Consider the following 13,078-nt stretch of genomic DNA (forward strand, 5'->3'; position numbering starts at 1 on the left):
GTGTTCGAGGCTGTACTGGTCGCCAACCGAGGCGAGATCGCGGTCCGGGTGATCCGCACGCTGCGCCGCATGGGCGTGCGGGCGATCACCGTCTACGGGCCGGGCGACGCCGACGCGCGGCACGTGCGCGAGGCGGACGTGGCGGTCGCGGTGCCCAGCTATCTGGACGTCGCCGCCGTGGTCGCCGCGGCGGTGCGATCCGGCGCGCGGGCGATCCACCCGGGGTATGGATTCCTGTCCGAGAACGCCGCGTTCGCCGCCGCCGTGGAGCAGGCCGGACTGGTCTTCGTCGGTCCGCCGGCGGGCGTGATCGAGCTGATGGGCGACAAGATCCGGGCCAAGGAGACGGTCGCCGCCTTCGGCGTCCCGGTGGTCCCGGGCGGTGGTGCGGCCGGCATGAGCGATGCCGAACTCGCGGACATCGCCCGCGAGATCGGCTTCCCGGTACTGATCAAGCCGTCGGCGGGCGGCGGTGGCAAGGGCATGCGCCTGGTGCACGACGGCGCGCTGCTCGCGGACGAGATCGCGGCGGCGCGGCGGCAGGCCAAGGGCGCGTTCGGCGACGATACGTTGCTGGTCGAGCGCTGGATCGACCGGCCCCGACACATCGAGATCCAGGTGCTCGCCGACACCCACGGCACGGTCGTGCACCTGGGCGAACGCGAGTGCAGCCTGCAGCGCCGACACCAGAAGATCATCGAGGAGGCCCCGTCCGCGCTGCTGGACGCGGACACCCGGGCCGCGATGGGTGCCGCCGCCGTGCGCGCCGCGCGGGCCTGCGGCTACGTGAACGCGGGCACCATCGAGTTCATCGTGCCGGCCGAGGATCCCGGCTCGTTCTACTTCATGGAGATGAACACCCGCCTCCAGGTCGAGCACCCGGTGACCGAACTGGTCACCCGGGTCGACCTGGTGGAGAGCCAACTGCGGATCGCCGCAGGCGCCGCGATCGGCAAGTCCGACGTGTCCATGCACGGCCACGCGGTCGAGGCGCGGATCTACGCCGAGGACCCCGACCGGGGCTTCCTGCCCACCGGCGGCCGGGTGCTGACGGTGTGCGAGCCGGACCTGGAGGGCGTCCGGGTGGACTCCGGGCTGCGCGAGGGCGGCGAGATCGGCAGCTCCTACGACCCGATGCTGGCCAAGGTGATCGCCTACGGCGACGACCGGGCGACGGCGATCAGCCGACTGCGGGCGGCACTTGCGCAGACCCGGGTGCTGGGCGTGACCACCAACCTGGGCTTTCTGTACCGGCTGTTGGGTGACCCGGCGGTGCTCGCGGGCGACCTGGACACCGGGCTGGTCGAGGCCAGGACGGACGACCTGACCGGGCACCCGGCCCCGCCGGAGGTGGCGGTCGCCGCGGCGCTGGCGGCGCGGGCCGAACGCGGGACCGGCACCGGCTGGGCGGATCCGTTCTCGGCGCAGACCGGGTGGCGGATCGGCGGGCCGGCCTGGGACACGCACGTGTTGCGGATCGGGCCGGGTGAGCCGATCGAGGTGCGGGTGCGCGGCGGCGAGGTGTCCGTGGACGGCGGCCCGCCGGTGCCGGCGTCGGTGCAGGTGGTGCCCGGGGGGCTCGCGGTCGGCCACGACGGCCTGACCAGGCGCTTCGACTACGTCGCCGAGTCGTCCGGGGTGCGCTGGCTCGCGTACGGGCCGGACACCTGGCGGGTGAGCGAGGTGGACACCGTGCGGGCCGAGGCGGCCGGCGGTGCGGCGGCCAGTGGCGCGCTGACCTCGCCGATGCCGGGCACCGTGACCGTGGTCAAGGCCGCGGTCGGCGACCGGGTCGGCCGCGGCCAGACCGTGGTCGTGGTGGAAGCGATGAAGATGGAACACGCGCTGACCGCGCCGTTCGACGGTGTGGTCACCGAGATCGGCGTGGCGGCCGGCGCGTCGGTGGCGATGGACCAGACGCTGGCGGTGGTGACGCCGGAGGCGGCGCGGGCCGATGCGGCGCCGGCCGCAGCGGGCGGAGAAGCGCTCGACGGGTCGCCCGCCGGCTCGCCCGATGGATCGCTCGACCGGGAGGCGAGGGCCTGATGACGCGACGATTGCCGGATACACACCGCGAATCCGGGCTGCCGGAGCGGGTGTTCATCCACGAGGTGGGTGCCCGGGACGGATTGCAGAACGAATCCGGGGTGGTGCCCACCGAGGCCAAGATCGAGTTCGTCCGCCGGCTGGCCCGCGCGGGTCTGCGCACGATCGAGGTGACCAGCTTCGTACCACCTAAGTGGGTGCCCCAACTCGCGGACGCCGCAGAGGTGTTCGCGGCGGTACGGGCGGATGCCGAGATTGCGACGGCGGACCGCCGGTTGCCGGTGCTGGTGCCCAACGAGCGCGGCTTCGACCGGGCGCTCGAACTGGGCGCCGATCGCATCGCGGTGTTCGGCAGCGCCACCGAGACCTTCGCCCGGCGCAACCTCAACCGCACGGTGGCCGAATCGCTGGCCATGTTCGCCCCCGTGGTCGAGCGGGCCGGCGCCGCCGGCATCGACACGCGCGGCTACCTGTCCATGTGCTGGGGCGACCCGTGGGAGGGGCCGGTACCGCTCGACCAGGTGGTCCGGGTCGGCAAGGCCCTGATCGAGATGGGCTGTTCGCAGCTCAGCCTGGGCGACACGATCGGCGCCGCCACGCCCGGACACGTCACCGCCCTGCTGACCGCCTTCGCCGAGGCCGGCGTGCCGGCCGAGCGAATCGCGGTGCACTTCCACGACAGCTACGGCCAGGCACTGGCCAACACGCTCGCGGCGCTGCGCTTCGGCGTGACCACCGTGGACGCCTCGGCCGGCGGCCTGGGCGGTTGCCCGTACGCGGACAGCGCGACCGGCAACCTGGCCACCGAGGACCTGGTCTGGATGCTGCACGGCCTGGGCATCGAGACCGGCGTCGACCTGGGCGAACTGGTCGCCACCAGCGTCTGGATGGCCGAACTGCTCGGCCGCCCCAGCCCCTCGCGCGCGGTCCAGGCGCTGATCGGCAAGCGGGTGGACGCACACGGCCTGGTGCTGCCCGACCCGAACTCCTGACGGCTGCACACCCGCAGCCGACCGACCACCCTCCGAAGGACCGGTGCCGCCACGAGCGCGCCGAGCCGCCCCGCACACCGAATCCGGGAGCCTGCCCCATGTTGGACCACCGCCTCGACGACGAGTACGAGCAACTGCGGCGCACCGTCGCCGAGTTCTCCAAGGACGTGATCGCGCCCGCGATCGGCGAGCTGTACGAGAAGCACGAATTCCCGTACGCCATCGTGCGCGAGATGGGACGGATGGGCCTGTTCGGGCTGCCCTTCCCGGAGGAGTACGGCGGCATGGGCGGCGACTACCTCGCGCTCGGCCTGGTCCTGGAGGAGCTGGCCCGCGTCGACTCCTCGGTCGCGATCACCCTGGAGGCGGCCGTCTCGCTGGGCGCGATGCCGATCCACCGCTTCGGCACCAAGGAGCAGAAGCAGACCTGGCTGCCCAAGCTGACCAGCGGGGAAATGCTCGGCGCCTTCGGCCTGACCGAGCCCGGCGGCGGCTCGGACGCGGGCGCCACGCGCACCACCGCGCGCCTGGACGAGGCGGCGGGGGAGTGGGTGATCAACGGCGGCAAGTGCTTCATCACCAACTCCGGCACCGACATCACCGGCTTCGTCACGGTCACCGCGGTCACCGGCACCAAGGGCGACGGCGGCAAGGAGATCAGCACGATCATCGTGCCCTCCGGCACCAAGGGCTTCACCGTGGCGCCGCCGTACTCCAAGGTCGGCTGGAACTGCTCGGACACCCGCGAACTGTCCTTCACCGACGTGCGCGTGCCCGCCGAGAACCTGCTCGGCGAACGCGGCCGGGGCTACGCCCAGTTCCTGTCCATCTTGGACGAGGGCCGGGTGGCCATCGCGGCGTTGGCCACCGGGCTGGCCCAGGGCTGCGTGGACGAATCGGTGCGCTACGCCGGCGAACGCGAGGCGTTCGGCCGGCCGATCGGCGCCAACCAGGCGATCGCCTTCAAGCTCGCCGACATGGAACTGCGCGCCCACAACTCCCGGTTGGCCTGGCGGCACGCGGCCTCGCTGCTGGTGCACGGCGAGCGCTTCAAGAAGGAGGCCGCGCTGGCCAAGCTGTACAGCTCGGAAAGCGCCGTCGACAACGCCCGCGAAGCCACCCAGATCCACGGCGGCTACGGCTTCATGAACGAATACCCGGTGGCCCGCTTCTGGCGCGACGCCAAGATCCTCGAAATCGGCGAGGGCACCAGCGAGGTCCAGCGCATGCTGATCGCCCGCGAGTTGGGCCTGCCGCGCTGATCACGACGGGACATCGACGCCGGCCTCCCGGGACGCTCGCCGTCCCGGGAGGCCGGCGTCCTGGGCAGGTGGGCGGCTTCACAGCGCAACGGCGCGGGTGACGGTGACAACAAGGATTCCGGCGCTGATCGTGTAGCGGACGAACACTCCCGTGATCGTCGCTTCCCGGCGATCTCGGTCGCTGCCGACCTGTACGGAGCCGGACCCGTAGGGCGCGTGGCCGATGGACGAGTCCACGGCGTCCTTGAAGGCCCGAACCTGCCCAAAGGACAGGGGTTTGAGGCCGTCTTCGGCCTCATTCGTGTATTGCACGCGATAGCTCATGTGATCGCGTTCCCGTCTCGGTCCACGCAGTCGCTGAAGTCGCCGGCCTTGAGGCGCTCATGTACAGCCTCGTCGTCCTCCTGGGCCTCCGGGGGAAGCGCCCAGTGCAGGATGGCGTCTCGTTCGAGTCGATCGAGCGGGGTCTCGTACATGACCTTGTCGAACTCGTCGCGGCGGTCCTCGGGCAGCGCCGCCCGAATCTCGGCGAGCGTGTTCGGCAACTCGATCCGCTCGCCACGGACGACGGTGGTCCTGGGCATGGATGGCCTCCCTTTCGCAGCGGCCATCCAGGATGGCATCGTTCCGTTCGCCAGGGACAGCCGGCGCACGCGGGCGCAACACGCGTCGGGGAGTGCGCCCCGCGACTCCGAACTCGCCGCAGGTCACAACCCCCGCAGCGAAATGCTTGAAGAGATGGGCTGGCGTCCCGGTCCGCTACGGAAATGCGCAGTGCGCGCTGCGGCTGCTCGGCGCTCCCCGTCGGCGGCGCATTGCCCGGACGGTTTCGACCGCGCGACCGCCCCGCCCCCGTGGTCCGAGGGGCGGGGCGGAATGCGGTGCGTCAGCGGGTGGCGGCGAGGAATGCGGACCATGCCTCGACGCTGGTGGTGATGACGGGAGACGGGTTGTGCTTGCTGTCCCGGACGCCGACCGTGCCGGTCAGCGGTGCAACCTCGACACAGTTTCCGCCCTCGCTGCCGCTGTAGGTCGACTTGCGCCACGCCGGCCTACCAAGACTTTTCACGGTCATAGCTCCCCTGCGATCTCCGCGATCAACTTGCGTGACTTCTCGATGGACTTGGCCTGCGCCCGGATAATGGCATACCTGTGACGGAAAATGCGGACCCGCTCCGGGTCGGCGATGACCGCGCCGTCACCCTGGCTTTCGGTGTAGGCACAGTATTGGCCGTCCGCCATCTCCAGCACCAGGATGGGCCCGTCGAGCCCTGCGTGTTCGACGCATCGCGTGGGCATGACTTGCAAGGTCACAGTGCGCATGTTCGCGCACTCCAAGAGCCGGTACAACTGGTCCTTGAAGACGGCATCACCTCCGATGGGCCTGCGGAGAACCCACTCGTCGATGATGAAGCTCAGAGCGGCGGCCGGCTTGCGGGTCAGCAATACCTGCCTGCTCAGTCGTCCCTCGACACGCTGCTCGATCTCGTCCTCGTCCAGTGGCGGACGCCGCGAGCTGATGACGGCCCTTGCGTACGCTTCGGTCTGTAGCAGACCCGGAATTACTGAGCTCTCGAACGAATCGAGGCCGAGGCACTCTGCCTCCACCGCAGCGGTGTCCGCGAAGAAATCGGCCACCTTCTCTCCTGCCAGGTACTCGGCGGACGTGGCGAGAGCACCACCGGTACTCAGCACCTCGTCCAATCTCGCCACCGTGGGCGGTAGTACGGGTCGATTGCCGGACTCGAAGGCGCGCACTGTCGAGGGTGCCTGGCCGATCAGCTTTCCGAGTTCCTCGACGGTAAGTCTCGCGGCCTTTCTGTGGAACCGGATCTGACTCCCGAAGATCCTGTACGCGGGTGATACACGCTTGGGTCGTTGTGACACCGCGCCGTCCTCCCTGACTGCGCTTGATACGACGGCCAGCCGTACGTTACGGGCGGAGTGTTCGACGACACGGTTCTCGGCGTCACTGCCGGCCATCTATCCAAGCTAAGTGGGGAACGGCACTCTCGGAGGCATGACAGCCGATCACCACCCGATCGCGACGCCGACTCCGGATTCGCACGAGTGGATTCCGCACGCGTATTCGCAACTTGTGAGTGTCGGTGAACACTTCGACCTCGTGCGCATTGCGGGGTTTCGTGGCGATGGCATAGCCAGGTTGCTCGTGAAGGCCGCCGCCGGTGCTGCGGGGCCGATCGTGCAGGAGCTGTACGGACGTGAGTGGGTGCATTTTCTGACGCGGCCCCGCACCGTCCGCGAATTCCACTGGCCCCCTGGCATCCAAGTCTGGGACGGGCGGCGGGACTTCAGTGTCGAGATACCTGCCTTGAGTGGTGGCTCGTGCCTGCTGCGGTGGCTCTCGAAGCCGACGCCGGATGCGCCGTTGGTCGGTACGGAACTTCTGCACACCGTCCTGATCCGCGACCCGGCCGGGATTCTCGACCCGGTCGACCGGACCGGCCGGGCCACGTCCGGTACCTGAACCGTCCCCTGCCGCCGCCCGCGCCCGACCACGCCGGCGGGCGGCGCCCGGTCCCGCAGTCTCCGACACGGCTGCGGGGCCGGGCCCTTCGACCCCTTGCCCGGCCGGGTGCCTGAAGACCCCCGCACGCCCGGCCGGGCAAGGCCATCGACCCACCGCCCGAAAGGAGGGTCGTGACCCCACCACCCCACGGCCGCCAAGCCGCCCTCGCTCGCCTCGCCGCAACCGCCGCCGAACGCACCCGACTTCAGGGCCGACCACCGAACCCCGCAACAACGCCGCAGCACCGACGGCAAACCCACCACCAACAGTGCCGCACCGCCGGCGCCGCACTCCGTGCCGCAGTCGCCGACGCCCACCACGCCGGCATACCCGCCGAAATCATCGCCCGCACCGTCGGATTCTCACCCGGCTACGTACGGATGATCCTGCACCGCGAACACACCCCCGCGCCCATCCGGCACCGGACGCAGATCGCCCCCGCCGTCCTATTCCGTATCCAAGGAGCGACCGTGCCCACCTCACCCCCGTGGTCGATCGGCGATCATCTCTGGCGCAAGCTCGGCCCCGGCAACCACCACCTCGGCACCATCACCCGAATCTGGCACGACGGCACCCGATGGATGGTCGAATACGAACACGGCGTGCGAACGCGGCAGACGGACACCGCGCCCGCCGCCGAGATGTACAAGGCAGGCCCGATCACCCGACCGGTCTGAACGACGGCGCCCACAAGGCCACTTCGTCTCACCCGCCGCACCACGCAGCCCGCAGCCGCCGCATCGCGTCCGGCCGGGCGCATCCGGAAACGCGCACGCGCCGGACGGGCCGAGTGTTTGGCTCGTCCGGCGCGGGGGAGCGGCCGACCGGGGGTTAGCTCTTCGTGGCCATCGCCCTCAGGAAGAAGGTCAGGTTGGCCGGGCGTTCGGCGAGGCGGCGCATGAAGTAGCCGTACCACTCGGCGCCGTAGGGGAGGTAGATCCGCATCAGGTCGCCGCGCTCGACGATCCGGGCCTGCTCCTCCGGGCGGATCCCGTACAACATCTGGAACTCGAAGCTGCCCGGCGCCCGCCCGGCCAGGTCCGCCAGGTGACGCGCGATGGCGATCAGGCGCGGGTCGTGCGAGGCCACCATCGGGTAGCCCGCACCCCCCATCAGGATCCGCAGGCATCGCACGTACGAACGGTCCACGTCGCTCTTGCCCTGGAACGCGACCGACTCCGGCTCCTGGTAGGCGCCCTTGCACAACCGCACCCGCGAGCCCTCGTAGGCCAGGTCCCGACAGTCCTGCTCGGTGCGGCGCAGGTACGCCTGGAGCACCGCGCCCACCCACGGGAAGTCCACCCGCAGCTCGCGCAGGATGCCCAGGGTCGAGTCGGTCGTGGTGTGGTCCTCCATGTCCAGGGTGACCGTGGTGCCCACCTTCGCCGCGGCCGCGCAGATCCGCCGGGCGTTCTCCAGGGCTATCCGCTCGCCGTCGCCGGGCAGGAACTGCCCGACGGCGGAGAGCTTGACGGACACCTCGGCGCTGCGCGCGAGCCCGGTCTGGCCGAGCGTGTCCAGCAGCGCCTCGTAGGCGTCCACCGTCGCGTCCGCCTGGGACCGGTCGGCGGTGTCCTCGCCGAGGTGATCGAGCGTCACCTTGCGGCCGGAGTCGACCAGTTCGCGGGTCACCCGGACCGCGTCCGCGAGCACGTCGCCCGCGACGAACCGGTCCACGATGGCCCGGGTCGGCGGCAGGTTCTCGACCAGCGAGCGGGTCCGCGGCGAGCGGGCCGCCGCGAGGATGGGACTGCGAAGCATGTTCTACTCCCGAAATACCGGTGGGGTGAGGGTCAGCCCATGTGCGGGTAGCGGTGGTCCGTCGCCGGGACGAACGTCTCCTTGATCGAGCGCGAGCTGGTCCAGCGCATCAGGTTCTGCATCGCGCCGGCCTTGTCGTTGGTGCCGGACGCGCGCCCGCCGCCGAACGGCTGCTGACCCACCACCGCGCCGGTGGGGCGGTCGTTGATGTAGAAGTTGCCCGCCGCGAACCGCAACACGTGCGCCGTGTGGGCGATCACCTCGCGGTCCTGGGCGATGATCGCGCCGGTCAGGCCGTACGCGGACACCGACTCCATCTGGGTGAGCATCGCCTCGTACGCGTCGTCCTCGTAGACGTGCACGGCCAGGATCGGGCCGAAGTACTCGTCCTTGAAGATCTCGTGGTCGGCGTTCGCCGAGACCAGCACGGTGGGTCGGACGAACCAGCCGACGCTGTCGTCGTAGCTGCCGCCCGCGACGACCTCGACCGTGTCGTCGGCGTGCGCACGGTCGATCGCGGCCTTGTTCTTGGCGAACGCGCGCTCGTCGATGACCGCGCCCAGGAAGTGGCTCAGGTCGGTGGGGTCGCCCATCGACAGGCCGTCGACGGTGGCCAGGAAGTCGTCCTTGAAGCCGCTCTCCCAGATCGAGCGCGGGATGTAGGCGCGCGAGGCGGCCGAGCACTTCTGCCCCTGGTACTCGAACGCGCCGCGCACCAGCGCGGTCCGCAGCACGTCGTGGTCGGCGCTGGGGTGCGCGACCACGAAGTCCTTGCCGCCGGTCTCGCCGACGATCCGCGGGTAGGTGCGGTAGCCGGCGATGTTCTCGCCCACCGTGCGCCACAGGTGCTGGAAGGTGGCGGTGGAGCCGGTGAAGTGGATGCCCGCGAGTGCGGGGTGCTTCAGCGCGACCTCGGAGACCGCGATGCCGTCGCCGGTGACCAGGTTGATCACACCGGCCGGCAGTCCGGCCTCTTCCAGCAGGCGCATCAGCAGCACGGCCGAGAAGGTCTGGGTCGGCGACGGCTTCCAGACCACCACGTTGCCCATCAGCGCCGGTGCGGTGGGCAGGTTGCCCGCGATGGCGGTGAAGTTGAACGGGGTGATCGCGTAGACGAAGCCCTCCAGCGGCCGGTGGTCCGTGCGGTTCCACACACCCGGGCTGCTGATCGGCTGCTCGGCCAGCACGCGGCGGGCGAAGTGCACGTTGAAGCGCCAGAAGTCGATCAGCTCGCAGGCCGAGTCGATCTCGGCCTGCTGCGCGTTCTTGCCCTGGCCCAGCATGGTCGCGGCGGCGATCGTCTCGCGCCACGGGCCGGCGAGCAGGTCGGCGGCCTTGAGGAAGATCGCCGCACGGTCGTCGAAGGACAGGTCGGCCCAGCCGGGCGCGGCGGCCAGGGCCGCGTCGATCGCGTCCCGGGCGTCCTGGGTGCCGGCGTGCGCGAAGGTGCCCAGCCGCGCGCCGTGGTTGTGCGGCTGAACCACGTCGCCGTGCTCACCGGAGCCCATTCGGCGCGCGCCACCGATGGTCATCGGGAGCTCGATCGGGGCCGCGGCCAGTTCCTTGAGCTTCGCTTCGAGGCGGGCCCGCGCGGGCGTGCCGGGGGCGTAGTCGTGTACCGGCTCGTTGACCGGGGCGGGGACCTGGGTCACAGCGTCCAAAACGGCGCTCCTGTTCGGTGCTCTGGTTCTCGGCTGTTCGGGTGGCCGACCGTCGAGGTGTCGGCGGTCCGGCGGTGTGTGAATGCCACGCGCCGACGGGGCTGAACCACCACGATTTCGGGCATTGATCTCGCGCTCAACGGTAGGCCGGGCGCGACCCACGGTGTTTATCCGATCGGCTAAACTCGAAACTCCACGCTTTGCTCATCGGCCAACACCCACGAAGGGGCGGCAGTGCCCGAAAGCGGTGTCCCGCTCCGCGAACTCCTGGCCGCGCTGGGTGGCCCGGTCGGCGACGGCCCGGTCCGGGTCGCGGCCGCCGCCGGCGGCCTGGAGGGCCTGGTTCGGCACGTGTCGATCCTGGACCCCGAGGAGGAGCCGCACGCGATGCCGGGCGACCTGCTCCTGGCGGTGGGGCTGCGCGGCCGGGCGGCGGCGGGCACGGTCCGCGCGGCGGGCGCGGCCGGCGCGGTGGCGGTCGCGGTCAAGGGCGAACACGCCGCGCTGCGCGAGGTGGCCGACGCGGCGGGCGTGGTGCTGCTCTCGGTGCGCCCGGAGGCGCGCTGGGAGCGGGTCGCCGCCCTCGCGCACGCCGCCTTGGACGAGCAGCCGGACGCCGAACCCCCGGACGGCGGCGACCTGTTCTCGCTCGCCCAGACCACCGCGATGCTCACCGGCGGCGGGGTGAGCATCGAGGACAGCGCCAACCGGGTGCTCGCCTACTCGCGCTCGACCGGGCCGGACGAGGCGGACGAACTGCGCCGGTTGTCCATCCTGGGTTGGCAGGGGCCGGAGGAGTACATGGCCCGGCTGCGCGACTGGGGTGTCTTCCATCGGCTGCGCACCACGACCGAGGTGGTCGCCGTCGAGGAGCGCCCCGACCTGGGCATCCGCCGCCGACTCGCGGTCGGCGTGCACGCGGGCGGGCGCTGGCTGGGCACGATCTGGGTCCAGGAGGGCCGCCGGCCGCTCGCCGAGCGGGCCGAGGAGGTGCTGCTCGGGGCGGCCCGGGTGGCCGCGCTGCACCTGGTCCGCCGGCGTACCCGGCTGCCCGCCGAGGCCGGGGTGACCCGGGAGGGCGTCGCGGGCCTGCTCACCGGCGTGGTCGCGGCCCGGACCGCCGCCGCGCAGTTGGGCCTGGATCCGGTGCGACCGGTGCTGGTCATCGGCTTCGCGGTGCGGGCGGGCGCGCCGGACGAGTCGTCACAGGAGCTGGCCCGGACCGAGTTGGCCAACCTGGTCTCCGTGTACGCGGCGGCCCGGCACAGCCACGCGCACGTCGCGCCGCTGGGCTCGCGCCTGTACGTACTGCTGTCCGCGCCGCCGCCCGAGTCGGTCGTGCTCGGTTGGGCGCAGGAGATCGCCGAGGCCGCGCACGGCCACCTCGACCTGGCGGTGCGCGGCGCGGTCGGCGACCCGGCACCGAGCCTGGCCCGCACGCCGGCGGCCCGGGAATCGGTCGACCGGGTCCTGGACGCGATGGCGGCCGGCGACGTGTCGGCCGAGGTGGCGGCGCTGTCCCAGGTGCGGCCGGCGGTGCTGTACGGCGAGGTCCAGGCGCTGCTGAGGGAGCAACGGCAGATCCGCGACCCCCGACTGATCGCGCTGCGGGCGCACGACGCCGAGCACGACACCGAATACGCGGACTCGGTGCTGGCCTGGCTGGAAGCGCTGGGCGACGTGCGCGCCGCGGCGGCGGGGCTGCACATCCACCCCAACACGCTGCGCTACCGGATCCGCCGGGCCGGCGAACTCACCGGCCTGGACCTGACCGACGCCAAGACCCGCCTGCTCGCCGCGCTGCTGTTGCGATTGTCGGAGTGACGACCCGGCGGCGCACGCTCGTCGGCCCCGCGGCGGAACGCTCAGACGTTGATGCCGAGTTCGTCCAACAGATCCAGGCTCACGTACTCGCCGCCGGTCCGGGACGCCGGACCGTCGCACAGTTCGAGGGTGGCGGAGACCATCTGGTCCATGGTCTCGATCTGATCGGGCCGCAACTGGCCGCCGACCAACTCCTCCGCGCCCTCGCTGAGCACCGCGGCTCGCGGTTCGATGGTGTTCACCCGGATCCCGGTCCCGTACAGCTCCGCGGCCAGCGCGTTGGTGATCCTGTTCAGCGCCGCCTTGGACGCCCCGTACACCGCGGTCTTGGTACCCAGCACGCCCAACTCGAACGGCGGCCCCGCCCACGGCCGCGCGGTGCCGCTGGTCACGTTCACGATCCAGCCCTCGCCGCGGCCGGCCATCGCGGGCACCACCGCCTGACACAACTCCATCGGGGCCAGCACGTTCACCTCGAAGTGCAGCCGGGCGCGTCGTTGCGGATACACCCGCAACGACGCGTAGGAGGCCATCGCCGCGTTGTTGACCAGGATGTCGATCGGCCCGCCGAGTGCCTCCACGGCGGTGGGTACGATCCGGGCCCGCTGCGCCTCGTCGGACAGATCGGCCACCACGACCGCACTGCGCCGACCGTGCCGGGCGATCAGCGTCTCGGTGCGCTCCAACGACCCGGCCAGGTTCCCCTGCCGCAGGGTCCGCGCGGTCACCGCCACATCGGCCCCTTCAGCCGCGAGCCGCACCGCCAGCGCCGCCCCGATCCCCCGACTGGCCCCGGTGATCAATGCCCTACGTCCCTCGAACCGCTTGGCCACGGCGTCTCTCCCCTGTTTCCGGACAACTGCCTGCCGACACCATCCTCACAACAGTGGACTAAGTCAACCATCAGGGCCCGAAATCCCACCCCGTGAAACCCGCGAGCCGGGCGGCCGGTGCCGTCGCCGACGCGTACGGGGAGGCGGGGACCCGGGGTCCCCGCCTCGC

The 13,078-nt window shown here is 71.3% G+C and carries 13 protein-coding genes; 6 read left to right on the forward strand and 7 right to left on the reverse strand.

Annotated features, from left to right (window positions below; translation table 11 throughout):
- From ABZ374_RS19745 to ABZ374_RS19755, 3 genes are all read left to right on the forward strand, one after another.
- A complete protein-coding gene (locus ABZ374_RS19745) occupies positions 1-2,046 on the forward strand; it encodes a biotin carboxylase N-terminal domain-containing protein (RefSeq protein ID WP_360312678.1) in 2,046 nt (681 codons plus the stop codon).
- Positions 2,046-3,038 (forward strand): hydroxymethylglutaryl-CoA lyase, encoded by a 993-nt coding sequence (locus ABZ374_RS19750; protein ID WP_360312680.1) that lies wholly within the window; start codon positions 2,046-2,048, stop codon positions 3,036-3,038. The genes ABZ374_RS19745 and ABZ374_RS19750 overlap by 1 nt, the downstream gene beginning before the upstream one ends.
- Before the next feature lie 101 nt (positions 3,039-3,139).
- Positions 3,140-4,300, forward strand: a complete 1,161-nt coding sequence (locus ABZ374_RS19755) for an acyl-CoA dehydrogenase family protein (RefSeq protein WP_360312738.1) — start codon at positions 3,140-3,142, stop codon at positions 4,298-4,300.
- 78 nt (positions 4,301-4,378) lie between these two features.
- Here the strand turns inward: ABZ374_RS19755 and ABZ374_RS19760 are convergent, their stop codons facing one another.
- The 4 genes from ABZ374_RS19760 to ABZ374_RS19775 all read right to left on the reverse strand — a co-directional run bounded on the left by ABZ374_RS19760 (position 4,379) and on the right by ABZ374_RS19775 (position 6,283).
- Positions 4,379-4,624, reverse strand: coding sequence for a hypothetical protein (locus ABZ374_RS19760; protein WP_360312682.1), 246 nt, complete (start codon positions 4,622-4,624; stop codon positions 4,379-4,381).
- Positions 4,621-4,884 (reverse strand): hypothetical protein, encoded by a 264-nt coding sequence (locus ABZ374_RS19765; protein ID WP_360312684.1) that lies wholly within the window; start codon positions 4,882-4,884, stop codon positions 4,621-4,623. The genes ABZ374_RS19760 and ABZ374_RS19765 overlap by 4 nt, the downstream gene beginning before the upstream one ends.
- A gap of 302 nt (positions 4,885-5,186) precedes the next feature.
- Positions 5,187-5,369: a DUF397 domain-containing protein gene (locus ABZ374_RS19770; protein ID WP_360312686.1), complete on the reverse strand. Its 183-nt coding sequence runs from the start codon at positions 5,367-5,369 to the stop codon at positions 5,187-5,189.
- Between the two features lie 2 nt (positions 5,370-5,371).
- The gene (locus tag ABZ374_RS19775; protein WP_360312688.1) at positions 5,372-6,283 is read right to left on the reverse strand and encodes a helix-turn-helix transcriptional regulator; all 912 of its coding nucleotides are present in this window, start codon (positions 6,281-6,283) and stop codon (positions 5,372-5,374) included.
- A gap of 37 nt (positions 6,284-6,320) precedes the next feature.
- Between ABZ374_RS19775 and ABZ374_RS19780 the strand changes: the two genes are divergently transcribed.
- Together ABZ374_RS19780 and ABZ374_RS19785 are read left to right on the forward strand one after the other, a co-directional pair.
- Positions 6,321-6,788: a hypothetical protein gene (locus ABZ374_RS19780; protein ID WP_360312690.1), complete on the forward strand. Its 468-nt coding sequence runs from the start codon at positions 6,321-6,323 to the stop codon at positions 6,786-6,788.
- Positions 6,789-7,300: 512 nt separating this feature from the next.
- Positions 7,301-7,507 carry a hypothetical protein gene (locus ABZ374_RS19785; protein WP_360312692.1) on the forward strand — a complete coding sequence of 69 codons (207 nt, stop codon included), beginning with the start codon at positions 7,301-7,303 and terminating at the stop codon, positions 7,505-7,507.
- Between the two features lie 154 nt (positions 7,508-7,661).
- Here ABZ374_RS19785 and ABZ374_RS19790 read toward each other — a convergent pair whose 3' ends face one another.
- Together ABZ374_RS19790 and pruA are read right to left on the reverse strand one after the other, a co-directional pair.
- Positions 7,662-8,591, reverse strand: a complete 930-nt coding sequence (locus ABZ374_RS19790; protein ID WP_360312694.1) for a proline dehydrogenase family protein — start codon at positions 8,589-8,591, stop codon at positions 7,662-7,664.
- 32 nt (positions 8,592-8,623) lie between these two features.
- Positions 8,624-10,252, reverse strand: coding sequence for an L-glutamate gamma-semialdehyde dehydrogenase (gene pruA / locus ABZ374_RS19795; RefSeq protein WP_360312696.1), 1,629 nt, complete (start codon positions 10,250-10,252; stop codon positions 8,624-8,626).
- A 234-nt stretch (positions 10,253-10,486) separates the two neighbouring features.
- Between pruA and ABZ374_RS19800 the strand changes: the two genes are divergently transcribed.
- Positions 10,487-12,076, forward strand: a complete 1,590-nt coding sequence (locus ABZ374_RS19800; RefSeq protein WP_360312698.1) for a helix-turn-helix domain-containing protein — start codon at positions 10,487-10,489, stop codon at positions 12,074-12,076.
- Positions 12,077-12,117: 41 nt separating this feature from the next.
- Here ABZ374_RS19800 and ABZ374_RS19805 read toward each other — a convergent pair whose 3' ends face one another.
- Positions 12,118-12,909 carry an SDR family oxidoreductase gene (locus ABZ374_RS19805; protein ID WP_360312700.1) on the reverse strand — a complete coding sequence of 264 codons (792 nt, stop codon included), beginning with the start codon at positions 12,907-12,909 and terminating at the stop codon, positions 12,118-12,120.
- Positions 12,910-13,078 lie beyond the last annotated feature (169 nt).

This window comes from Embleya sp. NPDC005971, from assembly GCF_040629175.1.
In the GTDB taxonomy this organism is placed as follows: Bacteria; Actinomycetota; Actinomycetes; order Streptomycetales; family Streptomycetaceae; genus Embleya.